Annotated in this window: 20 protein-coding genes, 4 tRNA genes and 1 pseudogene; 21 read left to right on the top strand and 4 right to left on the bottom strand. The window is 65.7% G+C overall.

Annotated elements, in window-relative coordinates; translation table 11 throughout:
• Positions 1-133 precede the first annotated feature (133 nt).
• The 16 genes and pseudogenes from ACIPG5_RS00520 (at position 134) to ACIPG5_RS00595 (ending at position 14,728) form a co-directional block, all read left to right on the top strand.
• The gene (locus ACIPG5_RS00520) at positions 134-1,138 is read left to right on the top strand and encodes an aspartate-semialdehyde dehydrogenase (RefSeq protein WP_176512262.1); all 1,005 of its coding nucleotides are present in this window, start codon (positions 134-136) and stop codon (positions 1,136-1,138) included.
• 72 nt (positions 1,139-1,210) lie between these two features.
• Positions 1,211-3,937 (top strand): FimV/HubP family polar landmark protein, encoded by a 2,727-nt coding sequence (locus ACIPG5_RS00525; protein ID WP_401372793.1) that lies wholly within the window; start codon positions 1,211-1,213, stop codon positions 3,935-3,937.
• A 100-nt stretch (positions 3,938-4,037) separates the two neighbouring features.
• Positions 4,038-4,892, top strand: a complete 855-nt coding sequence (gene truA / locus ACIPG5_RS00530) for a tRNA pseudouridine(38-40) synthase TruA (RefSeq protein ID WP_176512264.1) — start codon at positions 4,038-4,040, stop codon at positions 4,890-4,892.
• A gap of 60 nt (positions 4,893-4,952) precedes the next feature.
• On the top strand, positions 4,953-5,573 hold the full coding sequence (locus ACIPG5_RS00535; RefSeq protein ID WP_176512265.1) for a phosphoribosylanthranilate isomerase: 621 nt from the start codon (positions 4,953-4,955) through the stop codon (positions 5,571-5,573).
• 223 nt (positions 5,574-5,796) lie between these two features.
• Complete coding sequence (gene accD, locus ACIPG5_RS00540; RefSeq protein ID WP_401372796.1) at positions 5,797-6,690, top strand: acetyl-CoA carboxylase, carboxyltransferase subunit beta; 894 nt, start codon at positions 5,797-5,799, stop codon at positions 6,688-6,690.
• Complete coding sequence (gene folC, locus ACIPG5_RS00545; RefSeq protein WP_401372798.1) at positions 6,690-7,976, top strand: bifunctional tetrahydrofolate synthase/dihydrofolate synthase; 1,287 nt, start codon at positions 6,690-6,692, stop codon at positions 7,974-7,976. The genes accD and folC overlap by 1 nt, the downstream gene beginning before the upstream one ends.
• Before the next feature lie 4 nt (positions 7,977-7,980).
• A complete protein-coding gene (locus ACIPG5_RS00550) occupies positions 7,981-8,658 on the top strand; it encodes an SPOR domain-containing protein (protein WP_401372800.1) in 678 nt (225 codons plus the stop codon).
• A 182-nt stretch (positions 8,659-8,840) separates the two neighbouring features.
• The gene (locus tag ACIPG5_RS00555) at positions 8,841-9,398 is read left to right on the top strand and encodes a CvpA family protein (protein WP_176512269.1); all 558 of its coding nucleotides are present in this window, start codon (positions 8,841-8,843) and stop codon (positions 9,396-9,398) included.
• A gap of 42 nt (positions 9,399-9,440) precedes the next feature.
• A complete protein-coding gene (purF, locus tag ACIPG5_RS00560; protein WP_176512270.1) occupies positions 9,441-10,946 on the top strand; it encodes an amidophosphoribosyltransferase in 1,506 nt (501 codons plus the stop codon).
• 15 nt (positions 10,947-10,961) lie between these two features.
• Complete coding sequence (locus tag ACIPG5_RS00565) at positions 10,962-12,173, top strand: O-succinylhomoserine sulfhydrylase (protein WP_401372802.1); 1,212 nt, start codon at positions 10,962-10,964, stop codon at positions 12,171-12,173.
• A pseudogene (locus ACIPG5_RS00570) lies at positions 12,173-12,948 on the top strand (SDR family oxidoreductase). Before ACIPG5_RS00565 ends, ACIPG5_RS00570 begins: the two are co-directional and overlap by 1 nt.
• Positions 12,949-13,095: 147 nt before the next feature.
• A tRNA-Val gene (locus ACIPG5_RS00575) sits at positions 13,096-13,171 on the top strand.
• Between the two features lie 80 nt (positions 13,172-13,251).
• Positions 13,252-13,328: transfer RNA gene (locus ACIPG5_RS00580), tRNA-Asp, on the top strand.
• A gap of 99 nt (positions 13,329-13,427) precedes the next feature.
• Positions 13,428-13,504: transfer RNA gene (locus ACIPG5_RS00585), tRNA-Asp, on the top strand.
• A gap of 140 nt (positions 13,505-13,644) precedes the next feature.
• Positions 13,645-13,721: transfer RNA gene (locus ACIPG5_RS00590), tRNA-Asp, on the top strand.
• Positions 13,722-13,909: 188 nt separating this feature from the next.
• The gene (locus ACIPG5_RS00595; RefSeq protein WP_401372804.1) at positions 13,910-14,728 is read left to right on the top strand and encodes a DUF2242 domain-containing protein; all 819 of its coding nucleotides are present in this window, start codon (positions 13,910-13,912) and stop codon (positions 14,726-14,728) included.
• 237 nt (positions 14,729-14,965) lie between these two features.
• On the opposite strand, the gene ACIPG5_RS00600 is transcribed toward ACIPG5_RS00595, so the two are convergent.
• Both ACIPG5_RS00600 and ACIPG5_RS00605 read right to left on the bottom strand, forming a co-directional pair.
• Positions 14,966-16,006, bottom strand: a complete 1,041-nt coding sequence (locus ACIPG5_RS00600) for an AraC family transcriptional regulator (RefSeq protein ID WP_401372806.1) — start codon at positions 16,004-16,006, stop codon at positions 14,966-14,968.
• Positions 16,007-16,010: 4 nt separating this feature from the next.
• Entirely contained in the window at positions 16,011-17,129 is a 1,119-nt protein-coding gene (locus ACIPG5_RS00605) for a nitrilase-related carbon-nitrogen hydrolase (RefSeq protein WP_176512275.1), read from the bottom strand.
• A gap of 184 nt (positions 17,130-17,313) precedes the next feature.
• Between ACIPG5_RS00605 and ACIPG5_RS00610 the strand changes: the two genes are divergently transcribed.
• On the top strand, positions 17,314-19,350 hold the full coding sequence (locus ACIPG5_RS00610) for an NADPH-dependent 2,4-dienoyl-CoA reductase (protein ID WP_176512276.1): 2,037 nt from the start codon (positions 17,314-17,316) through the stop codon (positions 19,348-19,350).
• 52 nt (positions 19,351-19,402) lie between these two features.
• On the top strand, positions 19,403-20,302 hold the full coding sequence (locus tag ACIPG5_RS00615) for a 1-aminocyclopropane-1-carboxylate deaminase/D-cysteine desulfhydrase (protein ID WP_401372809.1): 900 nt from the start codon (positions 19,403-19,405) through the stop codon (positions 20,300-20,302).
• On the opposite strand, the gene cybB is transcribed toward ACIPG5_RS00615, so the two are convergent.
• Together cybB and ACIPG5_RS00625 are read right to left on the bottom strand one after the other, a co-directional pair.
• Positions 20,293-20,838, bottom strand: coding sequence for a cytochrome b561 (gene cybB / locus ACIPG5_RS00620; RefSeq protein ID WP_401372811.1), 546 nt, complete (start codon positions 20,836-20,838; stop codon positions 20,293-20,295). The two genes, ACIPG5_RS00615 and cybB, sit on opposite strands and share 10 nt — an antisense overlap.
• Before the next feature lie 162 nt (positions 20,839-21,000).
• Positions 21,001-21,981 carry a DUF1853 family protein gene (locus tag ACIPG5_RS00625; protein WP_401372813.1) on the bottom strand — a complete coding sequence of 327 codons (981 nt, stop codon included), beginning with the start codon at positions 21,979-21,981 and terminating at the stop codon, positions 21,001-21,003.
• 44 nt (positions 21,982-22,025) lie between these two features.
• On the opposite strand from ACIPG5_RS00625, the gene ACIPG5_RS00630 reads away from it, so the two are divergent.
• From ACIPG5_RS00630 to ACIPG5_RS00640, 3 genes are read left to right on the top strand one after another with little or no spacing between them, the layout of a single operon-like run.
• Positions 22,026-22,916, top strand: a complete 891-nt coding sequence (locus tag ACIPG5_RS00630) for an NAD(+) kinase (RefSeq protein ID WP_176512280.1) — start codon at positions 22,026-22,028, stop codon at positions 22,914-22,916.
• Positions 22,913-23,887, top strand: a complete 975-nt coding sequence (locus ACIPG5_RS00635; protein ID WP_176512287.1) for a metallophosphoesterase — start codon at positions 22,913-22,915, stop codon at positions 23,885-23,887. The genes ACIPG5_RS00630 and ACIPG5_RS00635 overlap by 4 nt, the downstream gene beginning before the upstream one ends.
• Positions 23,884-24,762 carry a rhomboid family intramembrane serine protease gene (locus tag ACIPG5_RS00640; RefSeq protein WP_401372816.1) on the top strand — a complete coding sequence of 293 codons (879 nt, stop codon included), beginning with the start codon at positions 23,884-23,886 and terminating at the stop codon, positions 24,760-24,762. The genes ACIPG5_RS00635 and ACIPG5_RS00640 overlap by 4 nt, the downstream gene beginning before the upstream one ends.
• The last annotated feature ends 12 nt before the right edge of the window (positions 24,763-24,774 follow it).

Below are 24,774 nucleotides of genomic sequence, written 5' to 3' on the forward strand. Positions count from 1 at the left end.
CGCGGGTTTTTTTATGCGCTTGCGCTTGCCGTTGTTCGCGCACTGAGAACAACACAGCTGGGCCAGCACAGACAAAACTCTACAATCCAAGTAAAGTGCCGCCCCCCGCCGTTTCAGCAAAAGGATCCCCACCATGACCCAACCCTTGGACATCGCCGTCGTCGGCGCTACCGGTAGCGTCGGTGAAACCCTCGTTCAGATCCTCGAAGAACTGCAGTTCCCGGTCGCCACCCTGCATCTTCTGGCCAGCATGGAATCGGCGGGCAGCAGCGTCATGTTCGCCGGCAAGAAGATCAAGGTCCGCGAGGTGGACAGCTTCGACTTCAGCCAGGTCAAGCTGGCCTTCTTCGCCGCCAGCCCGGCCGTCAGCCGCAGCTTCGCCAGCAAGGCCGAACAGGCCGGCTGCACTATCATCGACCTCTCCGGCGGGCTGGACGATGCCCTCGCCGTGGTGCCCGAGGCCAATGCCGCGCGCATTGCCAACCTCCAGCTGCCGGCACGCCTGGCCAGCCCCAGCTCCGCCGCCGTTGCCCTGGCCGTCGCCCTGGCGCCGCTCAAAGGCCAGCTGGCCATCGAGCGCGTGCAGGTCATGGCTGCCCTGGCGGTGTCTGCCCAGGGGCGTGAAGCGGTCAACGAACTGGCCCGGCAGACCGCCGAGCTGCTCAATGCCCGCCCGCTGGAGCCGCGCTTCTTCGACCGTCAGGTGGCCTTCAACCTGCTGGCCCAGGTCGGCGCCGCCGATGCGCACGGCCATACGCCCCTGGAGCAGCGCCTGGTGAGCGAGCTGCGGGTGCTGCTGGAGATGCCGGAACTGAAGATTTCCGTGACCTGCGTTCAAGTCCCGGTGTTTTTCGGCGATAGCTTCAGTGTGGCGGTACAAAGCCGGGCGCCGGTGGACCTGGCCGCCGTCAACGACGCCCTCGAGGCCGCCGACAGCGTCGAGCTGGTCGAGCGTGATGACTATCCGACACCGGTCGGTGACGCAGTGGGGCAAGACGTGGTCTATGTTGGTCGTGTGCGCCATGGAATTGACGAGCAGCAACAGCTCAACCTCTGGCTGACCACCGACAACCTGCGCAAGGGCGCCGCGCTGAATGCCGTGCAGGTGGCACAATTGTTGATTAAACAGATAGCGTAAAAGATACTGGCGAGCACTTTTGTCCCGCTCTGCCTGCAGGTTTCCGGGACGATTCATACAAGGGAAGAGGTCATGCTTCGAATTCGCAAACTGGTTCTGGCCGTGGCGGCAGCGTCGGCGCTGTCGTCTGGCATGGCGAATGCCCTGGGGTTGGGTGAGCTGACGCTCAAGTCGGCGCAGAACCAGCCGCTGGACGCCGAGATCGAATTGCTCGATGTGCGCGACCTGACCGCTGCCGAAGTGGCGCCGAGCCTGGCGCCGCCGGAAGAGTTCAGCAAGGCCGGGGTGGCGTATCCAACCTACCTCGAAGACCTGACCTTCACCCCGGTGATCAACCCCAACGGCAAGAGCGTGCTGCGCGTCACCTCCAGCCAGCCGCTGCCAGGCACGGTGGTCAAGTTCCTGGTCCAGGTGATGTGGCCCCAGGGCCGCCTGCTGCGCGACTACAGCGTCTTGCTCGACCAGGCCAAGGCCCAGGGCCAGCAGCCGGCGGCAGGCAATGTCACCCCGGCCGTCACCGGCAGCTACACCACCAAGCGCCGCGATACCTTGTGGCAGATTGCCGCGCGCAATACTCAGGGTGGCGGCTCGGTGCAGCAGACCATGATCGCCATCCAGGCGCTCAACCCGGATGCCTTCATCGGCAACAACATCAACCAGCTGAAGGTCGGCCAAGTGTTGCGCCTGCCCGACCAGCAGCAGATCCAGAGCATCCCCCAGGGCGAGGCCAACCGCGAAGTGGCCGAACAGTACGCGGCCTGGCGTGAAGGCCGGCGCCTGGGCCCGCGTGCCCGCCAGCTCGATGCTACCCGCCGCGGCGCCGCCGATGCGGCGCCCGAGCGTATCGCCCAGGGCGACAACCTGCGCCTGGTCAGCCCGGGCAACCAGGCAGGCGCTGGCGGCGCCAAGGCGATCAACGACAAATTGGCCGTGGCCCAGGAAAGCCTGGACACCAGCCGTCGCGACAATGAAGAACTCAAGAGCCGGATGACCGACCTGCAGAGCCAGCTGGACAAGCTGCAGAAGTTGATCCAGCTGAAGAACGACCAGCTGGCCCGCCTGGAAGCGCAAGGCGCGGCCGGTGAGGCGCCGACCGCAGCCTTGCCGGGCGAAGCGGCCCCGGCACAACCGGCAGACAATACCCCGGCGCAACCGGCCGAGCCGGTCATTGCCCCGCCACCTGCCGCCGCCGATACCGCACCTGCAGCAGCCCCGGCCAGCGAACCTGCACCTGTGGCGCAGAAACCCAGCGCACTGGACGAGATGCTGGGCAACCCGGTCGTGCTCGGCCTGATCGCGGGCTCCGCCTTCCTGGTGCTGTTGCTGCTGTTGCTGTTGCTGGCCCGCAAGCGCAAGGCCCAGCAGGAAGCTGAAAAGCACCTGCGCATGGCGCGCGCACTGGCCGAGGAGGGCGAGCGCAACCCTGACCTCGACCTGCCGCCGAGCAGCTTCGACGAGCTGGACGTTGCCGCGCCGAGCGTCACCTTGTCGCCGGCCGTGGTTGCCGCTTCGGCCGCAGCGGCGGTTGCTGCCGAACAACCTGTTGCCCCGGCTGCTGTGGCTCCGGAGCAGGATGCCAACGCCGAACTGCTGGCCGAAGTGGAGCAGAGCCTGGCGCGCGGGCGTCTCAATCACGCCGCCGACCTGCTGGAAACGGCGATCGCCGCGCAGCCCGAGCGAGATGACCTGCGCCTGAAGCTGATGGAAGTCTATGCCCGTCAGGGCGATCAAAGCGCCTTCGTCGAGCAGGAACGCAAACTGCCCGCCAGCGAAGAGAACGTTGCGCAAGTCAGCACGCTCAAGGAACGCTTCCCGGCCATGCTCGGCCTCGCTGCCGCTGGCCTGGGGGCTGCCGCGCTGGCGGCGGAAATGGACCACCAGTACGTCCAGGAACTGCTGCAGGACGAACCTGAGGCGCCGGCTGAAGCCGAGCTGCCAGCGGTCACCGAGGCTGAACCGGCCCCGCTCGATACCCCTGCGCCTGAACTCGACCAGCACGCGCCAGAGCCTGAACTTGAAGCGCCTGAGCTCGAACCCGAGCCTGAGCCTGAGCCGGGCCTCGATGCGGCCGCTGAAGCCTTCGTCGAGACCTCGGTGCTGGATGACCACGACCTGGACAGCGCCTTCGACCTGAGCCTGGGCGATGAGCTGCCGGAAGCCGACCCGCTCGAGGTGCCGGTGCGGGATGAGGCACCTGTGCCGGAGCCTGAGCCTGAAATCGACGCCACGCCGCAGACCGACGCTGACGAAGATTTCGAAGCCCTGCTCGCCCAGGCCCAGGCCGAGCCGCAAAGCATCGATGACCTGGCCGATTTCGACCTGGACGTCGGTGAGCCCGTCAGCCCGGTCGAAGCGCCCGAAGAGCCTGTGGACGTCGCCGCCGAGCTGGCCGCTTTCGACGCAATCCCGGAATTCGACCCGATTTCCGAACTGGAGCTGCCGGAAGACTTCGACCTGTCGTTGTCGCTGGACGACGAGTCGCCGGCGGCCAAGAGCTTTGCCTCCGAGCTCGATGACGTCAACGCCGAGCTGGACAAGCTCTCGCAGAGCCTCGAGTCGCCGTCGCTGGAGCCGCACTTCACCGCCGCCGATGCCGCTCAGGAGCCGGAGCCGCTGGACGACCTGGACTTCGACTTCTTCTCGGGCAGTGACGAAGTGGCGACCAAGCTCGACCTGGCGCGGGCGTACATCGACATGGGCGACCACCAGGGGGCGCGCGACATCCTCGATGAAGTGGTCAAGGATGGCGATGACACCCAGCGCCTGGAAGCCGAGGAGATGCTTTCGCGGTTGGTCTGAAAACGTCCTCCACCTCCGCGCAAAACCAACGGCAGCCCAACAAGGCTGCCGTTGTCGTTATAATCCCGCCATTCCGTATTGCCCCACAGGTTTCACGCGCTTGGACATCATCGACACCGCCCCCTCCGAATCCGCCGCCGCAGGCTTCACCCGCATCGCCCTGGGCGTGGAATACAAGGGCTCGCGCTACCGCGGCTGGCAGCGCCAGGCCAGCGGCGTGCCCAGCGTCCAGCAGGCCCTGGAGCAAGCGCTGTCGAAAGTGGCCGACGAGCCGATCAGCGTGGTGTGCGCCGGCCGTACCGATGCCGGCGTGCATGGCTGCGGCCAGATCGTGCACTTCGACACCCGCGCCGTGCGCGACGAGCGCGCCTGGACCCTGGGCACCAACTTCAACCTGCCCCACGACATCAGTGTGGTCTGGTCGCGGCCAATGCCGGCCGACTTCCACGCCCGTTTCAAGGCTTGCGCCCGGCGCTACCGCTACGTCATCTACAACGACCCGATCCGCCCGGCGCACCTGGCCGAAGAGGTGACCTGGAACCATCGCCCGCTGGATGTCGAGCGCATGGCCGAGGCCGCCCAGTATCTGCTCGGCACCCATGACTTCAGTGCCTTCCGCGCCAGCCAGTGCCAGGCCAAGTCGCCGATCAAGCATATCCATCACCTGCGCGTCACCCGTCATGGCCAGATGATCGTGCTGGACGTGCGCGCCACCGCATTCTTGCACCACATGGTGCGCAACATCGCCGGGGTGCTGATGACCATCGGTGCCGGCGAACGCCCGGCGAGCTGGGCCCGGGAAGTGCTGGAGGGGCGCAACCGCCGCGAGGGCGGGGTGACCGCCCACCCCTATGGCCTGTACCTGGTGCAGGTGGAGTACCCGGAAGAATTCCAGCTGCCGCAGCGTTACATCGGCCCACACTTTCTGACAGGTTACGAGGCGTTGGCCGACTGACGGGCGAAAAGGCATTTGCTACCATCGAGCCTTTCACTGTCCACTCAGGGTTTGCAGTCCATGAGCAACGTACGCAGCAAGATCTGCGGCATCACCCGCATCGAGGATGCGCTGGCAGCCGCCGAAGCCGGTGCCGATGCCATCGGCTTCGTCTTCTATGCCAAGAGCCCGCGTGCCGTGGACGTGCGCCAGGCACGGGCGATCATCGCCGAGCTGCCGCCGTTCGTGACCACCGTCGGGCTGTTCGTCAATGCCTCGCGCTGCGAGCTGAACGAGATTCTCGAAGTGGTGCCGCTGGACCTGCTACAGTTCCACGGCGACGAAACCCCGGCCGACTGCGAGGGCTACCATCGCCCCTGGATCAAGGCGCTGCGGGTACGCCCCGGTGACGATCTGGAAGCCGCCTGCCAGCACTATGCCGGGGCCCGTGGCATCCTGCTCGACACCTACGTGGCCGGCGTGCCGGGGGGCACCGGCGAGGCCTTCGACTGGTCGCTGGTGCCGGCGCGGTTGAGCAAGCCGATCATCCTTGCCGGTGGCTTGTCGGCCGATAACGTCGGCCAGGCGATCGCCCAGGTAAGGCCCTATGCGGTGGATGTCAGTGGCGGCGTGGAGCAGGCCAAGGGCATCAAGGATGCCGCCCGGATCGAGGCATTCATGCGCGCGGTGAAACAGGCGTGACAGCAGATGTGACGGCTGGCTGCGCGCCATCGTCCATAGCTATCGCAGCCCTGCGGGGCGGCTGCCGGCGTGCCGGGCAGCCAGCGCACACATTGAAGACGGCGCGCTGCGCAGGCAGCCCCTGCGGCCGGGCCGTCATCGTTTCATAGAAGAATTTGAGCTCAAAGGGCAGGGCTTGGCCGGCCAGACCGGTCCCCGCCCGCCAATACTGGAGAAATAAAGCATGAGCAACTGGTTAGTCGACAAACTGATCCCTTCGATCATGCGTTCCGAGGTGAAGAAGAGCTCGGTGCCAGAAGGCTTGTGGCACAAGTGCCCATCCTGCGAGGCCGTGCTGTATCGTCCGGAGCTGGAAAAGACCCTGGATGTCTGCCCCAAGTGCAACCACCACATGCGCATCGGCGCACGTGCACGTATCGATATCTTCCTCGACCCGGAAGGCCGTGCCGAGCTGGGCGCTGAGCTGGAGCCGGTCGACCGCCTGAAGTTCCGCGACGGCAAGAAGTACAAGGACCGCCTGACCGCTGCGCAGAAGCAGACCGGCGAGAAGGACGCGCTGATCTCCATGAGCGGCACCCTGATGGGCATGCCGATCGTGGTCAGCGCCTTCGAATTCTCGTTCATGGGCGGTTCGATGGGCGCCATCGTCGGCGAGCGTTTCGTGCGCGCCGCCAACTACGCCCTGGTAAACCGCTGCCCGATGGTCTGCTTCTCGGCCTCCGGTGGCGCGCGCATGCAGGAAGCGCTGATCTCGCTGATGCAGATGGCCAAGACCTCGGCCGTGCTGGCACGCCTGCGTGAAGAAGGCATCCCGTTCATCTCCGTGCTGACCGACCCGGTCTACGGTGGTGTTTCTGCCAGCCTGGCGATGCTTGGCGACGTCATCGTCGGTGAGCCGAAGGCGCTGATCGGCTTCGCCGGCCCGCGCGTGATCGAGCAGACCGTGCGCGAAAAACTGCCAGAAGGCTTCCAGCGCAGTGAGTTCCTGCTGGAGCACGGCGCCATCGACCTGATCATCTCGCGCGGCGAACTGCGCCCGCGCCTGGCCCGCCTGCTGGCACAGATGACCGGTCAGGAAACGCCAGAGCAGGCGCGTGAGGCGGCTGCGGTCGCGTGATGACGGAGCGTAGCCTGGGCGAGTGGCTCGCCTACCTCGAACAATTGCATCCGTCGGCCATCGACATGGGCCTGGAGCGTTCGCAGAAGGTGCTTGCCCGGCTGGCGCTGGGCAAGTTGGCGCCACGTGTGGTTACCGTCACCGGCACCAACGGCAAAGGCTCGACCTGTGCGTTCGTGGCGTCGATGCTGCGGGCCCAGGGCCTCAAGGTGGGCGTGTACAGCTCGCCTCACCTGCTGCGTTACAACGAGCGGGTGCTGATCGACGGCCAGGAAGCCAGCGATGAGCGCCTGTGCCAAGCCTTTGCTGCCGTCGAGGCGGCGCGGGGCGAGATTTCCCTGACCTATTTCGAGATGGGCACGTTGGCGGCGTTCTGGTTGTTCCACCAGTCCCAGCTGGATGCCGTGGTGCTTGAAGTGGGCCTTGGCGGCCGGCTTGATACCGTCAATGTGGTCGATGCCGACATGGCCCTGGTGACCAGCATCGGCGTCGACCATGTCGATTATCTGGGCGATACCCGCGAGTTGGTGGCTTTCGAGAAGGCCGGCATCTTCCGCCCGGGCAAGCCTGCGCTGTGCGGCGACCTCGATCCGCCCCAGCCGCTGCTGGACAAGGCGGCCGAACTGGCTGCGCCGTTGTTCCTGCGCGGGCGTGATTTCGACCTGGAAAGCGCAGAGGGTGTCTGGCATTGGCGTGGGGTCACCCAGGACGGTACCGCGGTGCAGTTGCGTGACCTGCCACTGCTCGACCTGCCGATGGAAAACGCCACCCTGGCGCTGCAGGCCTACCTGCTGATGGGGCTGCCATGGGATGCTGCGCAGTTGCGCCAGGCGTTGCTTGCCACCCGCATCACCGGGCGCCTGGACCGGCGCGTGGTGTACTGGCAGGGCAAGCAGGTGGAGCTGCTGCTGGATGTCGGGCACAACCCCCATGCCGCGCAATACCTGGCGCGGCGGTTGGCGGCGCGCCCACTGCAAGGCCGCCGCCTGGCGGTGTTCGGCCTGCTCGCCGACAAGGACCTGGAGGGCGTCATCGCGCCGCTGCAGGCGCTGGTCGACGATTGGGCGGTGGCGCCGCTGGACACGCCGCGCAGCCGTCCGGCCCCTGAGCTTGCCAGTGCCTTGACGAACTGTGGTGCCTCGGTGAAGTCTTATGCCAGCGTCGACGCCGCCCTCGAAGGGCAATGCGCGCAGGCGACGGCGGATGACCAGATCCTGCTGTTCGGTTCGTTTTTCTGTGTCGCCCAGGCCCTGGAGTGGCTGGAGCGGCAGGCCCTGGAGGGGTGAGTAGATGGCAGTGCTGGATAAAGGGATGAAACAGCGCATGGTGGGTGCGTTGGTGCTGGTGGCGCTGGCGGTGATCTTCCTGCCGATGCTGTTCACCCGCGAGGACGAGATGCGCCAGGTGCGCGTCGAGGCCCCGCAGGCGCCGGCGATGCCGAGCCTGCCTGAGGTCAAGGTAGACCCGGTTGCCGTGCCCGAGCCGCAGCCACTGCCGGAGGAGCCGCAACAGCCGCCGGTGGTGGTCAACGAATCGAGCGCACCGGTGGCCACGCCGAGCCAGCCGATCACCCCGTCGCCACAGACCCAGGCACAGGCACAGGTCCAGCCCAAGCCGCAGACGCCGGTGCCGACCCCTGCGCCGGCGGCCAAGGCCGAAACGCGGCCGGCTGCAACGCCTGCACCAGCGGCTACCGCCAGTGCGCCGTCGAAGATCGATGCCAACGGCTTGCCGGTGAGCTGGTCGATCCAGCTGGCCAGCCTGTCCAACCGGGCGGGTGCCGAAAGCTTGCAGAAGACCCTGCGCAGCCAGGGCTACAACGCCTATATCCGTTCGGCAGGTGGCCTGAATCGGGTGTATGTCGGCCCGTTGATCGAGCGTAGCGAGGCTGAAAGGCTTCGCGATGTGATCAATCGGCAGCAGAACCTCAAGGGTATCGTGGTGCGCTTCCAGCCGGAACGCGGCTGAGGCCCCAGGCAAATCTTCACGGCGTCGCTCCCGCTGGGTTTTCTTGACTTCAAAGTCCACGAAAAGCCCGTGGGAGCGGGCTCGCGCCGCCAGCGGGCGCTGTCAAACGAGCTGACATTCTGCTTACCCCCAGCCCGCCGCTCTGGTAAAATGCGCCGCCTCAAACGTCTGCAGGCAGCACCGTGGCATTTACCTGGGTTGATTGGGCGATCATCGCGATCATCGCCGTTTCCACACTGATCAGTCTAAAACGCGGCTTCGTCAAGGAAGCCCTGTCCCTGCTCATCTGGATCATTGCCGGTGCAGTCGCCTGGATGTTCGGCGGGTCGCTCTCGGTGTACCTTGAAAGCTATATCCAGACCCCGTCGATGCGCATCATCGCCGGCTGCGCCATTCTGTTCGTCGCCACCTTGCTGGTGGGGGCCATGGTCAATTTCCTGGTCGGAGAACTGATCCGCGTGACCGGGCTGTCCGGCACCGATCGTTTCCTCGGCATGGCCTTCGGCGCCGCACGCGGTGCCTTGCTGGTAGTGGTGGCCATCGGCCTGCTCAGCCTGGGGCCGGTGCAACAAGATACCTGGTGGCAGGAATCGCGCCTGATACCACAATTTCTATTGGTCGCTGACTGGTCGAAGAACCTGATCCTGGGTTTCACCAGCCAGTGGATGTCCAGTGGGGTGATCAGCACTCCGGCTGATCTTCCGTTCAAGGAACAGCTGCTCGGGCCTGCAAGGCCTTGAGTACCTTTCGTTCAAGTTTCATCAATGTAGGGGTTGCGTCGCATGTGTGGCATCGTCGGTATCGTCGGTAAGTCGAACGTCAATCAGGCGCTGTATGACGCGCTTACGGTCCTCCAGCACCGCGGCCAGGACGCTGCCGGTATCGTGACCAGCCACGACGGCCGGTTGTTCCTGCGCAAGGATAATGGCCTGGTGCGCGACGTCTTCCAGCAGCGCCACATGCAGCGCCTGGTGGGCCACATGGGTATCGGCCACGTGCGCTACCCGACCGCGGGCAGCTCGACTTCGGCTGAAGCCCAGCCGTTCTACGTCAACTCGCCATACGGCATCACCCTGGCGCACAACGGCAACCTGACCAACGTCGAGCAGCTGGCCAAGGAGATCTACGAGTCTGACCTGCGCCACGTCAACACCAACTCCGACTCCGAAGTGCTGCTGAACGTGTTCGCCCATGAGCTGGCGGTGCGTGGCAAGCTGCAGCCGACCGAAGACGACGTGTTCGCTGCGGTTTCCCACGTGCACAGCCGCTGTGTCGGCGGCTACGCGGTGGTGGCGATGGTCACCGGCTACGGCATCGTCGGCTTCCGTGACCCTAACGGCATCCGCCCGGTGGTGTTCGGCCAGCGCCACACCGACGAAGGCGTGGAATACATGATCGCCTCGGAAAGCGTGGCCCTGGACGTGCTCGGTTTCACCCTGATTCGCGACCTGGCGCCGGGCGAAGCGGTGTACATCACCGAAGAAGGCCAGCTGTACACCAAGCAGTGCGCGCAAGACCCGAAACTGCAGCCCTGCATCTTCGAGCACGTCTACCTGGCCCGCCCTGACTCGATCATCGACGGTATCTCGGTGTACAAGGCGCGTCTGCGCATGGGTGAAAAACTTGCCGACAAGATCATGCGCGAGCGCCCGGAGCACGACATCGACGTGGTCATCCCGATCCCGGACACCAGCCGCACCGCCGCGCTGGAGCTGGCCAACCGGCTGGGCGTCAAGTTCCGCGAAGGCTTCGTCAAGAACCGCTACATCGGCCGTACCTTCATCATGCCCGGCCAGGCCGCGCGCAAGAAATCGGTGCGCCAGAAGCTCAATGCCATCGAGCTGGAGTTCCGCGGCAAGAACGTGATGCTGGTCGACGACTCGATCGTGCGCGGCACCACCTGCAAGCAGATCATCCAGATGGCCCGTGAAGCCGGTGCCAAGAACGTCTACTTCTGCTCCGCGGCACCCGCGGTGCGCTACCCCAACGTCTACGGCATCGACATGCCGAGCGCTCACGAACTGATCGCCCACAACCGCACCACCGAACAGGTGGCCGAGTTGATCGGCGCCGACTGGCTGGTCTACCAGGACCTGCCTGACCTGATCGATTCGGTCGGTGGCGGCAAGATCAAGATCGAGCATTTCGATTGCGCGGTGTTCAACGGTGAATACGTCACCGGCGACATCGACGAAGCCTACCTCGATCGCATCGAGCAGGCCCGTAACGACCTGGCCAAGGTGAAGAACCAGGCCGTCAGCGCGATCATCGACCTCTACAACAACTGATCAGGGAGCAGCGGCATGACGGATCAATGGGATGCCGGGCGACTGGACAGTGACCTCGAAGGTGTCGGTTTCGACACCCTCGCGGTGCGCGCCGGTCAGAGCCGTTCACCGGAAGCAGAGCACAGCGAAGCGCTGTTCCTGACCTCCAGCTATGTGTTCCGCACGGCCGCCGATGCGGCTGCGCGCTTTGCCGGCGAAACGCCGGGCAATGTCTACTCGCGTTACACCAACCCCTCGGTGCGGGTGTTCGAAGAGCGCCTGGCCGCCATGGAAGGTGCCGAGCAGGCCGTGGCGACCTCCACCGGCATGGCAGCGTTGCTGGCCGTGGTGATGTCGCTGTGCAGCGCTGGCGACCATGTGCTGGTGTCGCAGAGCGTGTTCGGCTCGACCATCAGCCTGTTCGAAAAGTACTTCAAGCGCTTTGGCGTGCAGGTGGACTACGTGCCGCTGGTCGACCTCAACGGTTGGGAAAAGGCCATCAAGGCCAACACCAAGCTGCTGGTCGTCGAATCGCCGTCCAACCCACTTGCCGAGCTGGTCGATATCGCCGCGCTCAGCGAAATCGCCCACGCCCGCGGCGCCATGCTGGTGGTCGACAACTGCTTCAGCACCCCGGCCTTGCAGCAGCCGCTCAAGCTGGGTGCCGACATCGTGTTCCACTCGGCCACCAAGTTCATCGACGGCCAAGGCCGTTGCATGGGTGGTGTAGTCGCAGGGCGCGCCGAGCAGATGAAAGAAGTGGTGGGCTTCCTGCGTACCGCAGGCCCTACGCTCAGCCCGTTCAATGCCTGGATCTTCACCAAGGGCCTCGAAACCCTGAAGCTGCGCATGCGTGCCCACTGCGAGAGCGCCCAGTTGCTGGCTCAATGGCTGGAGCAGCAGGAAGGCGTGGAGAAGGTGCATTACGCCGGCCTGCCGAGCCACCCGCAGCACGAACTGGCCAAGCGCCAGATGAGCGGTTTCGGTGCGGTGGTCAGCTTCGAGGTCAAGGGTGGCAAAGAGGGCGCCTGGCGCTTCATCGATGCCACGCGGGTCATCTCCATCACCACCAACCTGGGCGACAGCAAAACCACCATCGCTCACCCGGCCACCACCTCCCACGGCCGCCTGACGCCGCAGGAGCGTGAGGCTGCGGGGATTCGAGACAGCTTGATCCGGGTTGCCGTGGGCCTTGAAGACGTGGCCGACCTGCAGGCGGACCTCGCCCGTGGGCTGGCGGTGCTGTGATGGAAATCAGGGGCGGTGTGCCGGGCCATAATGGCCGGGTTGCCCTGGTCACCGGTGCCGCGCGCGGCATCGGCCTGGGCATCGCCGCCTGGCTGATCTGCGAAGGCTGGCAGGTGGTGCTCAGCGACCTTGACCGCCCGCGCGGCGCCAAGGTGGCCAAGGCCCTGGGCGACAATGCCTGGTTCATCACCATGGACGTGGCCGACGAGGCCCAGGTCAGCGCCGGTGTTTCGCAAGTGCTCGGGCAGTTCGGGCGGCTGGACGCGCTGGTGTGCAACGCAGCCATCGCCAACCCGCACAACCAGACCCTGGAAAGCCTGAGCCTGGCGCAATGGAACCGGGTGCTGGCGGTCAACCTCAATGGCCCGATGCTGCTGGCCAAGCATTGCGCGCCGTACCTGCGGGCGCACAATGGCGCGATCGTCAACCTGACCTCGACCCGCGCCCGGCAGTCCGAGCCGGACACCGAGGCCTACGCGGCGAGCAAGGGTGGCCTGGTGGCCTTGACCCATGCCCTGGCCATGAGCCTGGGCCCGGAGATTCGTGTGAATGCGGTGAGCCCGGGTTGGATCGATGCGCGTGATCCGTCCCAGCGCCGCGCCGCGCCGAGCCGCTGAGCGAAGCCGACCATGCCCAGCATCCGACGGGCAGGGTAGGGACCGTGGAAGATGTGGCGGCCATGGTCGCCTGGTTGCTGTCGCGCCAGGCGGCGTTCGTCACTGGCCAGGAGTTCGTGGTCGATGGCGGCATGACCCGCAAGATGATCTACACCTGAGTTGCCAGCTGTGAGCAAAGGGACCGCGAGGTCCCTTTTCTTTTTTCAGTCTTTTTGAAAAAAATTCAACGGGGCTATTGACTTAGCATCGGTACCTGCGTAAATTTCGCGGCCTCAGCGAAGCAAACGCAACAAGCAACATCGCGAGGGTGATTAGCTCAGCCGGGAGAGCATCTGCCTTACAAGCAGAGGGTCGGCGGTTCGATCCCGTCATCACCCACCACTTCCTGAGGTTGTTCCTGACGCAGGCGGTTTCGCAAGAAGCCAAGTGCCAGAGAGGAACAGGACGCAAGTCCACACTGCGCAGCGGTAGTTCAGTCGGTTAGAATACCGGCCTGTCACGCCGGGGGTCGCGGGTTCGAGTCCCGTCCGCTGCGCCATTTTTAGTAACAGATGGGTGCCTGGCACCGGTCTGAAGCCAAGGGCAAACATGCCCGAGGCTGATCCCAGTTTCAATCGGGCGCAAGCCTGAACGATACGCAGCGGTAGTTCAGTCGGTTAGAATACCGGCCTGTCACGCCGGGGGTCGCGGGTTCGAGTCCCGTCCGCTGCGCCATCTTCGCTTCGAGGCCCCATGAACGCCTTGAAGCACACACAAAAGAAGCGAACCTGTTTCGCTTTTTTTGTGCCTGCCCCGAGGCCATCGAGTCGCAAGGGCAGCCCCAGGTTTCAACCGGGCGCAAGCCTGGATGATACGCAGCGGTAGTTCAGTCGGTTAGAATACCGGCCTGTCACGCCGGGGGTCGCGGGTTCGAGTCCCGTCCGCTGCGCCATCTTCGCCTCGAGGCCCCTTGAACGCCTCGAAGCACAACGAGAAAGCGACCTTCGGGTCGCTTTTTTCGTTTCCGGGCCACCCAGGCCACTTTTACACGAAGCTGACAGACTCTTCACTGATGAACGGTTTCAGTGATCGGGTGCAGTGATGCACAATAGGCACCTCTCGACATACCCGGAATTGGCAATGACCAGATCATCCGTCTTTGGTGCGCTCGGGCTGGCCCTGGTGCTGGCGGGCGTGACCGGTTGCTCCTCGAAAAAAGCGGCGATCTACGAGCACGAGAACTTCGATGACTCGGGCACCTACTCGCGCAGTTTCCCCGTCACCGAGGCAGGCTCCTGCGAGGCCGCGCGCCGCGCGCTGTTGAGCCAGGGCTACATCATCACCAGCAGTGGCGCCAACCAGATTGCCGGTAACAAGAGTTTCCAGCAGAACAACGAGAACCACCTGCAGATCAGCTTCAGCGTGACCTGCGCACCCGACAGCAGCGACGAGCAGCGCTCGACGGTGTTCGCCAATGCCCTGCAGGATCGCTATGCGCTCAAGAAGTCGAATACCTCGGCCAGCTTGGGCGTGGGCATTCTGGGGTCGGTGTCGATGCCGATCGGTTCCAGCGACGACTCCATGGTCAAGGTCGCCAGCGAAACGGTGACCGCGCCGCAATTCTACGAGCGCTATTTTGCCCTGGTGGAAAGCTACCTGCCCAAGCCGAAGAAGGTCAGCAAAGCCAAGGTCGAGGCCCCTGCGCCGAAACCGGAAAAACCTGCGCCTGACCTGGGCTTGCCCGAGCAGGCCTCGATAGCGCCAGCTGCCCCCGCACCTGTCGCCCCCGCAGCGCCCGAGCCGGCCCCTGCGCCAGCCGCACCCGCGAGCGAGGCAGTGCCAGCACCGGCGGTGGATGACAGCCAGGGCTCGCAGCCAGTTGCGCCGCCGTCAGAGGCTGCGCCGATCCAGGTGCAGCAGGACGCACCGCCCGCCGAGGCCACGCCACCTTCGCCGTGAAGCGCGCAAACATCCGATGTTACAGATGAGCGGGGGATAACTTCCCTGCCACCTGCTACGTTTACCACTTGTGTGCTTGTCATCATGCCTTCATCCCGCTCGCCTAGCGTGGAGGCATGACAAACGTAGACAAAGCGTGAAGAGGACGCAGGCGATGGATGACTATCAGGAAGAGTTGCTCGAATACCAGGCCTATGAGCTGGACACCCCGGAGCCAGCCGACGACGCCACCGAGCTTTAGCCTACCCGCCGCTGGCTGCGGCGAAACTCCCCCGGCGTGACGCCCGTCCAGCGCTTGAATGCGCGCTGGAAGGCTTCTGCCGATGCAAACCCCAACAGATAAGCGATCTCGCCAAAGGCCAGTTCCGTATCGCGGATATAGGTCTCGGCCAGGTCGCGCCGTGTGTCGTTGAGCAGGTTGCGAAAGCGCGTGCCTTCTTCGGCCAGTTTGCGCCGCAAGGTCCAGGTGGGCAGTTGCAGGTGCAGTGCCACTTCTTCCAGGTCCGGTTCACGGCCGCCATTGAGCAGCGGGCCGAGCAGATGGGTGATGCGTTCGCCCAGGCTGCGCACCCGCGTGCGCTGGAGCATTTCTGCTTCGCACAGTTGCAGCAAGTGCTGCCAGGTGCTTGGGCAGTGTTGCGGGTTGGGCAGCTCCAGGGTGGCGCGGCTCAGGCGCAGCTGGTTGCCGCTGGCGCCAAATTGCACGGCATTGCTGCACAGCGGCTGATAATGGCTGGCGTAGTCCGGCGCTTCGAACTCCATTTCCAGCCGCTCGGCCTGCAGCGGGGCACCGGCCAGTGCGCCCAGTTGAGCCAGCCAGCCGGCCAGCAGCGAGTCGACCACGAAGCGGTTGTAGGTGTTGTAGGGGCTGATCGAATAGAAGCGCAGCCAGGCGCCTTGGGGGTCTTCCAGAAAGCTCGAATGGCCTCGGTAGTTGGCGGCGTACAGCGGCTCGAAACGCAGCAGGGTACGTGCAGCTTCTCCCAAGGTGGGCGCCTGGGCCGCGGTGACGCCCGCCAGGCCGGCTTGGGCCAGCCGGCTCAGGCGCCCCATGTGCAAACCCAGCGCGGGCTCCCCGCACAAGGCGATGGCAGCATGCCCCAGGTGCATATAGCGCGGGATCGACAGGCGTGCGCCGGCTTCGGCCAGGCGCGTCGGGTCAAGGCCGTAGCGGCGCAGCAAGGGGGTCGGGTCGTGGCCCAGGGCGCACAAGGCTTCGGCCAGGGGTTGGACGAACCCTACCGACAGCTCACCCAAGCGCACGCGGGGGCGAGGCATCGCCCTACAACCACAGGTTCAGCAGGCGCGCGCCATGGCTGGGCGGGCCCGCCAGCAGCTCGCCGGCCTGGTGGGCAAAGCCCTGGCCGTCGCTGCCCTGTTCCCAGAACTGCCCGCGCATGAATACGCTCATGCTGCTCACCTGGCTGCCGGCCGCTTGGGTCAGTTGCTGCCATGCGGCCTGTTCGCTGACTTCGCCGCGTTGCAGGGCCAGCTCGGCCGTGGCGTCCTGGTGGCGGTTGCCACGCCATGGCGCTTGCCAGCTGCCCTTGCCGCTGAGAAATACCGGGTTGGCCACCAGTTGCACCTGTAGCTGTTCAAGCTGCTGCTGGTTCTCCGGGTACCAGCTGTCACTGCCGATCAGCACGCCGAGGCGCCCGGCCGGTGTCTGCAGCACTTGCAGCGGGAAGTGCCGGCCGTGGTGGATGTAGCGCCGCACTTCGCTGTCGGGGTACTGCTGGCGCTGGGGCTGGCCCAGCAGCGAGCCATCGGCGGCGAACACCAGGCTGCTGTTGAACAGCGGGCCATTGCCGGCATGCAACACGCCCTGTTCGACATAGGGGGCCGGCAGCACGATCGAGCCGGCCACCAGGGTGACGCCGAACTCCCGAGCCAGGCCGCCGAACAGCTGCTGGTAGTCGCTGGCCATCTGCTTGGCCTTCATGCGCAAGTGCGCATCGGCGCGTCGGTCATCGCCGCTGGCCTGCATCATGGCCAGCCCGTAGCGCAGCGGGTTGCTGAGCTCCAGCCACTGCTCGGCTTCGCGGCTGTGGGTGACCTGGTACAGCTCCTTCTTTTCGCCACGGGCCCACAGCCAGGTGCCGATGTGTTCCGGCAGAACAACAACCGTGCGCGGGCCAACCAGGCCCTGGGCGCGTGCTTGTTCCAGGTAGGCAGAAAGCTTGCGGTGCAGACGTTGCAGGTTCTGGTAGTCGCTGGGGAACAGTAACGGCTCGACGCCGAGCAGGTTGCCATGATCGCCAGGCACGCCGTGGTTGAGCGCCAGTTCGATGCGCAAGTCGGAAAGGTAGTGGCCCTCCGGGCGTTGTTGAGTCCAGAAGCCGTAGCCGCAGATGGCGGCAATCATCACCAGCGCCAGGGCGCCTGCCAGGAGTTTTCGCATGCAGCGGTACAGCGCCTGTGAGTACAAAGGTTTCCTAGGGTAGTCCTGCTGTGCGGGAGGATCAATAAGTTGTCAGTTTCGATCATTGAGCGCATTCAAACGGCTGTTTAATGTCGCTGACATAAACGACGGGGCCCGCCGAGGCACCCGCACTCCGTGATCATGCCACCAGGGGAACCCTTCCATGGCTGCCGAACGTTATCCGCACTTGCTGGCCCCGCTCGACCTGGGCTTCACCACCTTGCGCAACCGCACCCTGATGGGCTCGATGCACACCGGCCTGGAGGAGCGCCCGGGTGGTTTCGAGCGCATGGCGGCATATTTTGCCGAGCGTGCCCGAGGCGGCGTCGGCCTGATGGTCACCGGTGGCATCGCGCCCAACGATGAAGGTGGCGTGTATTCCGGCGCGGCCAAGCTGAGCACCGAGGAAGAAGCCGACAAGCACCGCATCGTCACCGAGGCCGTGCATGCCGCCGGCGGCAAGATCTGCTTGCAGATCCTGCATGCCGGGCGCTACGCCTACAGCCCGCGGCAGGTGGCGCCAAGCGCGATCCAGGCGCCGATCAACCCGTTCAAGCCCAAGGAGCTGGACGAGGCGGGCATCGAGAAGCAGATCGCCGACTTCGTCAATTGCGCCGTGTTGTCGCAGCGCGCCGGCTATGACGGGGTCGAGGTGATGGGCTCGGAAGGTTACTTCATCAACCAGTTCCTCGCCGCCCATACCAACCACCGTACCGACCGCTGGGGCGGCAGCTACGAGAACCGCATGCGCCTGGCCGTGGAGATCGTGCGCCGGGTGCGCGAGGCCGTTGGCCCCGAGTTCATCATCATCTTCCGCCTGTCGATGCTCGACCTGGTCGAAGGCGGCAGCAGCTGGGACGAGATCGTCCAGCTGGCCAAGGCCATCGAGCAGGCCGGCGCCACGCTGATCAACACCGGCATCGGCTGGCACGAAGCGCGTATTCCGACCATCGCCACCAAGGTGCCACGGGCCGCCTTCAGCAAGGTCACCGCCAAGCTGCGTGGCGCGGTCAAGATCCCGCTGATCACCACCAACCGCATCAACACCCCGGAAGTGGCCGAAGCGGTACTGGCCGAGGGGGATGCCGACATGGTCTCGATGGCGCGGCCGTTCCTCGCCGACCCGGACTTCGTCAACAAGGCCGCTGCCGGGCGCAGCGATACCATCAACACCTGCATCGGCTGCAACCAGGCCTGCCTGGACCACACCTTCGGCGGCAAGCTGACCAGCTGCCTGGTCAACCCGCGTGCCTGCCATGAAACCGAGCTCAACTACCTGCCGGTGCGTAGCGTCAAGCGCATTGCCGTGGTCGGTGCCGGCCCGGCCGGCCTGGCGGCGGCCACGGTGGCGGCCGAGCGCGGCCACGCGGTGACCCTGTTCGATTCGGCCAGCGAGATCGGCGGGCAGTTCAATGTCGCCAAGCGCGTACCGGGCAAGGAGGAGTTCTTCGAAACCCTGCGTTATTTCCGCAACAAGGTGGAAAGTACCGGTGTCGACCTGCGCCTGAACACCCGGGTGGGCGTGCAGGCGCTGGTGGATGGCGCCTTCGACGAAATCATCCTCGCCACCGGCATTGCCCCGCGCACGCCGGCCATTCCAGGTGTCGAGCATGCCAAGGTGCTGAGTTACCTGGACGTGCTGCTCCAGCGCAAGCCGGTGGGCGACGCGGTGGCGGTGATTGGTGCTGGCGGTATCGGTTTCGATGTTTCCGAATACCTGGTGCACCAGGGTGTGGCCACCAGTCAGGACCGCGAGGCGTTCTGGAAGGAGTGGGGCATCGACACCCAGCTGGAGGCGCGCGGTGGCGTGGCAGGGGTCAAGGCCCAGCCGCATGCGCCAGCGCGCCAGGTCTACCTGCTGCAGCGCAAGAAGTCCAAGGTCGGCGATGGCCTGGGCAAGACCACCGGCTGGATCCACCGCACGGGGCTGAAGAACAAGCACGTGCAGATGCTCAACAGCGTCGAGTACCTGGGGATCGACGATGCGGGCCTGCACATTCGTGTAGGCGAAGGCGAGCCGCAGGTGCTGGCGGTGGACAACGTGGTGATCTGCGCCGGGCAGGAGCCGCTGCGCGAGCTGCATGAAGGGCTGCTGGCGGCCGGGCAGTCGGTGCACCTGATTGGTGGTGCGGATGTGGCGGCGGAGCTGGATGCCAAGCGCGCGATCAACCAGGGGTCGCGGCTGGCAGCCGAGCTTTGAGGTAGCCAGGGGCCGCACAGCGGCCCCAGTTTTTCCCTGTAAACTCCTGCCCATGACCACGCACTTGCAAGACCTCCCCCAAGCCCCTCTGCAACCCCTGAAACTGCCCTGGCTGGCAACCGCCGGGATAGCAGCTGCCATCCTGCGCCTGGACCTGATCGACCCGCTGATCAGCGGCAACAAATGGTTCAAGCTGCGCCACCACCTGCAGCAAGCTCAACAAGCCGGCGCCCCAGGGCTGATCAGCCTCGGCGGCAATCACTCCAACCACCTTCACGCCCTGGCCGCCGCAGGCAAGCGCTTCGGTTTCGCCACCGTCGGCCTGTTGCGTGGCCACCCCCAGCAAACGCCGACGGTACGTGACCTGCAGGCACTGGGCATGGAGCTGCACTGGCTTGGCTACGGCGGCTACCGCGCCCGTCACCAGGACGGCTTCTGGGCGCCCTGGCAGGCGCGCTACGCCAAATGGCACTGCATCCCCGAAGGCGGCGGCGGCCTGGCCGGGGCGCAGGGGTGTGCAGTGATCGTCGAACAGGCCCGGGTGCAGTTGGCGGCGCTGGGTTGGGCGGACTATGACGCCTGGTGGCTGGCCGCTGGCACCGGTACCACCCTGGCTGGCCTGGTGCTGGCCGAGGCCGGGGCGCATGGCGTGCATGGGGCGCTGGCGGTGCCAGGGGATCATGGCGTGCCCGAGACGGTGACAGCGCTGGCAGGTACGCGTGGCTATCAACTGCATGAGGCGTGCCGGGGCGGCTTCGCCAAGGTCGATGAGCAACTGCTGGCGTTCATCGCCGAAACCGAAGCCCACACGGGTGTCCCGCTAGAGGCGCTCTACACCGGTAAAGCCCTGCTGGCCCTGCGCGATCAGGTCGAGGCCGGGCTGTTCGCGCCCGGTACTCGCCTGATCTTCCTGCACACCGGCGGGCTGCAGGGCCGACGCGGTTACTTGTAGGGCAGCATGCGCAGCAGCGTGTTGTCGCGCTGCACGTAGTGGTGGTACAGCCCGGCCAGCGCATGCAGGCCGATCAGCCAGTAGCCCCAGGTGGCCACGCGCTCGTGCCAGCCCTTGATGAACTTGGCCTGGTCCGGGTCTGGCCCGATCAGGTGCGGCAATTCCAGGCCATAGAAGGGCACGGGCTTGTCGGCGGCGCTGAGAATCAGCCAGCCGGCCAGGGGCAGGCCGATCATCAGCAGGTACAGCGCCAGGTGCATCAGGTGGGCAAGGCCGGTCTGCCAGGCCGGCGGCTTGGGCACGATGGGCGGGGCAGGGCGAACCAGGCGCACGGCCAGGCGCAGCCACACCAGCACGAACACGCTCAGGCCGAGCATGAAGTGCAGGTCCTTCATCAGGTTGCGCTCGGCGCTGTCCTTGGGGAACAGGCCGCGCAGCTCGATGCAGGCGTAGACGGCGGCCAGCAGCACCAGCATCAGCCAGTGCAGGGCGATGGACAGGCGCGAATAGTGGTTCGCGGAGGTGGATGAAACCATGGGCGGTCCTCGTCATCAGGTCATTGTGTGGCGCTCTTGGTGGCGCTCATCGTCAACTCTAACTGCCTGGAGTGAATAAAGCTTTGCGCCAAGTCTTGTAAAAGGGATCGGTGAGTTACCTGTGGGAGCCGGCTTGCCGGCGATAGGGCCTGGGCAGGCGACCTAAAAGCCGGGCAATTGCGGCCAGCTATCGGACACCAGGAATACCCGCTCGGCTTCATGCCAATCACCCGCCGAGTCGGGCTCGAGCTTCACCAGCATCTGCGCCGGCGCCTGCGGGTCCAGCTCCGCCAACCAGTGCGCGAACTGCAGCGGCGCCCAGCACTCATCCGCCTCGACCCGCGCCGGTGCCAGCCAGGCATGGCGGGGCAGTGGTTGCCAATGTTCCGTCGCGGTCACAGGCCAATCCCGCCGCCTTATCCAGCGCCCACGCAGGTGCTGCGGGTTGGCCCCTTCAGGCGCTTCGGCATGCCCGGGCCAGGGGTAAAACAGGTAACCTGCAAGCCACAGGTGCGCCTGCACCTGCTGCACCCCGACCCCAGCCAGCGCCTCGCGGCTGTGCGCCTGCCCCGACATCGGCAGCTGATGCCCGGCCAGGTGCGCCAGCTTGATGCCCAGCCGGTCATGGCAGCCAGGCCCCAGCCACTGCGCCGGATCACGCCCCGCGCCGTCGACTGGCCCAAGGTAGAGCTTGATGGCCAACTCCAGGTGATGGGTGCCATCGCCGTCGCGCAGCAGGATATCCAGCTCGCCCAATGTCCGGTTGTGGTCGCGAATGGCCAGGTTGGCGGCCAACAGCTCGACACCGGGCGCATGGTGCAGGGCGAACTGCCACAGACTTTCGTAGTACAGCCCCAGGCGCCGGCTGGTGAGTTTTGCCAGCCATTGGCGCAGCGGCTGCGGGTCGCTGTCCAACGCCTGCAACCAGCTCTTCAGGCGCCCGGGGTCCGCCGCCCAGGCGCTGCCCGCCAGCGGATGGCGCTGGGGGCAGGGTGGGGCGCTCAGCAGCGGTGGCGACAACAGCACCCAGGCCAGGTCGCGCACGGCGGGGCAGCGCAATTGGCGGGGCAGCGCGTGCAGCTCGGCGAAAGGCATCATGCTGCGAGCATAGCCGGTTTGCCGCTGGCCGGTCGTTTCGCCCATAATCCCGGCATTGTCACCCCGCCGCAGAGCCTCCCAGGAGCCCCATGGAGCAATTTCGCAATATCGGTATCATCGGCCGCCTTGGCAGCTCCCAGGTGCTCGACACCATTCGCCGACTGAAAAAATTCCTCCTCGATCGCCACCTGCACGTGATCCTCGAGGACACCATCGCCGAAGTGCTGCCCGGCCACGGCCTGCAGACCTCCACGCGCAAGCTGCTGGGCGAGGTCTGCGACCTGGTCATCGTCGTCGGCGGCGACGGCAGCCTGCTGGGCGCCGCTCGCGCCCTGGCGCGGCACAACATCCCGGTGCTCGGCATCAACCGCGGCAACCTGGGCTTTCTCACCGACATCCGCCCCGACGAGCTGGAAGAAAAAGTCGCCGAGGTGCTCGACGGCCACTACCTGGTGGAAAACCGCTTCCTGCTGCAGGCCGAGGTGCGCCGCCACAACGAGGCTATCGGCCAGGGCGATGCGCTCAACGACGTGGTCCTGCACCCGGGCAAGTCGACGCGGATGATCGAGTTCGAGATCTACATCGACGGCCAGTTCGTCTGCAGCCAGAAGGCCGACGGCCTGATCGTCGCCACCCCGACCGGCTCCACCGCCTACGCGCTGTCGGCGGGCGGCCCGATCATGCATCCCAAGCTCGACGCCATCGTCATCGTGCCGATGTACCCGCACACCCTGTCGGGCCGGCCGATCGTGGTCGATGGCAACAGCGAGCTGAAGATCGTGGTGTCCAAGGACCTGCAGATCTACCCGCAAGTGTCCTGCGACGGCCAGAACCACTTCACCTGCGCCCCCGGCGACACCATCACGGTGAGCAAGAAGCCGCAGAAGCTGCGCCTGATCCACCCGCTCGACCACAATTACTACGAGGTTTGCCGCACCAAGCTCGGCTGGGGCAGCCGCCTGGGAGGCAGGGACGACTGATGCTCGATCCGGCGCGAAGTTTCGACATCATCGGCGACGTGCATGGCTGTGCACTGACCCTCGAACGCCTGCTCGACGCCCTCGGCTACAAGCGTGTCGGCGGCGTGTGGCGCCACCCGCGGCGCCAGGCGCTGTTCCTCGGCGACATCGTCGACCGCGGCCCGCGCATCCGCGAGGCGCTGCACATCGTCCACGACATGGTCGAGGCCGGCCAGGCGTTCTGCATCATGGGCAACCACGAATACAACGCCCTGGGCTGGGTCACCCCGGCCCTGCCCGGCAGCGGCAAGGCCTTCGTGCGCGAGCACACCCCGCGCCATGCCCGGCTGATCGACGAAACCCTGACCCAGTTCGCCCATCACCCAGGCGACTGGCACGATTTCCTCCAGTGGTTCTACGACATGCCGCTGTTCGTCGACGCCGGGCGTTTCCGCCTGGTGCATGCCTGCTGGGACCCGCGGCTGATCGCGCCGTTGCGCCAGCAGTACCCCGACGGGCGCATCGATGAGCATTTCATCCAGGCCTCGGCAGTGCCCGGCAGCTTCGCCGCCACCGTGTGCAACCGCTTGCTGCGCGGCACCGACATGCGCCTGCCGGACGGCTTGACCCTGACCGGCGGCGACGGCCTGACCCGCGCCTTCTTCCGCACCAAGTTCTGGGAAGAAGACCCGCAAACCTATGGCGACATCGTCTTCCAGCCCGATGCGCTGCCGGACGATGTGGCGCGCACGCCCCTGAGCCACACCGAGAAGAATGCCTTGCTACGCTATGCCGAGGACGAGCCGCTGCTGTTCGTCGGCCATTACTGGCGTAGCGGCCGACCGGCGCCGATCCGCGGCAACCTGGCCTGCCTCGACTACAGCGCGGTGCTGTACGGCAAGCTGGCGGCCTATCGGCTGGATGATGAAACCCGTATCGACCCGCACAAGTTCGTCTGGGTCGACGTTGACCGCCCACAGGCCAGCCAATGAATATCGTCGAAGTGATGCGCCTGCCGCTGTCGGTTGACCTCAGCGGCTTCGTCCACCTGCTGCAGCGCCTGCAGGTGCCCCACCGGGTCAGTGAAGAGGGCGAGGTCCAGGTGCTCTGGGCCCCGGACACCCTGGTGGCCGATGTGCTCCAGCTGTACCAGCGCTACCCCGACGGCAATGCCGACATCGAAGCCGCTGCACCCTCTGTGGCAGTTGGCTTGCCGGCCCAAGGCCCGACCCTGGCCGAACAGGCAAAAGCCTGCAAGGTCACCGCCTTCATCCTGGTGCTCTGCCTGGTCGTCGCCGGCCTCACCAGCCTGGGCGACAACCTCGCCACCATCAGCTGGTTCACCTTCCTCGACTTCCGCGTCCAGGGCGAATACCTGCATTTCACCCCGTTGGCCCAGAGCCTGGCCGAAGGCCAGTGGTGGCGCCTGGTGTCGCCGATGCTGCTGCATTTCGGCGTGCTGCACCTGGCCATGAACGGCCTGTGGTACTGGGAGCTGGGCAAGCGCATCGAACTGCGCCAGGGCCCCTGGATGCTGCTGGGCCTGACCTTGCTGTTCAGCCTGGTGTCGAACCTGGCCCAGCACTACACCAGCGGGCCGAGCCTGTTCGGCGGCCTGTCCGGCGTGCTGTACGGCCTGCTCGGCCACGTCTGGCTGTACCAGTGGCTGGCGCCCAACCGTTTGTTCAGCCTGCCCAAGGGCGTGCTGGTGATGATGCTGGTCTGGCTGGTCATCTGCCTGACCGGTGTGGTCGGCCAGCTCGGCTTCGGCCAGATCGCCAACGCCGCCCACGTCGGCGGGCTGCTCATCGGATGCCTGACGGGCCTCTTGGGCGGGGCGCTGGCCCGGCGTAAACTGTCCGCTTGATTTAGGAGACGC

This window comes from Pseudomonas sp. NPDC087029, assembly GCF_044745345.1.
GTDB lineage: Bacteria > Pseudomonadota > Gammaproteobacteria > Pseudomonadales > Pseudomonadaceae > Aquipseudomonas > Aquipseudomonas faucium.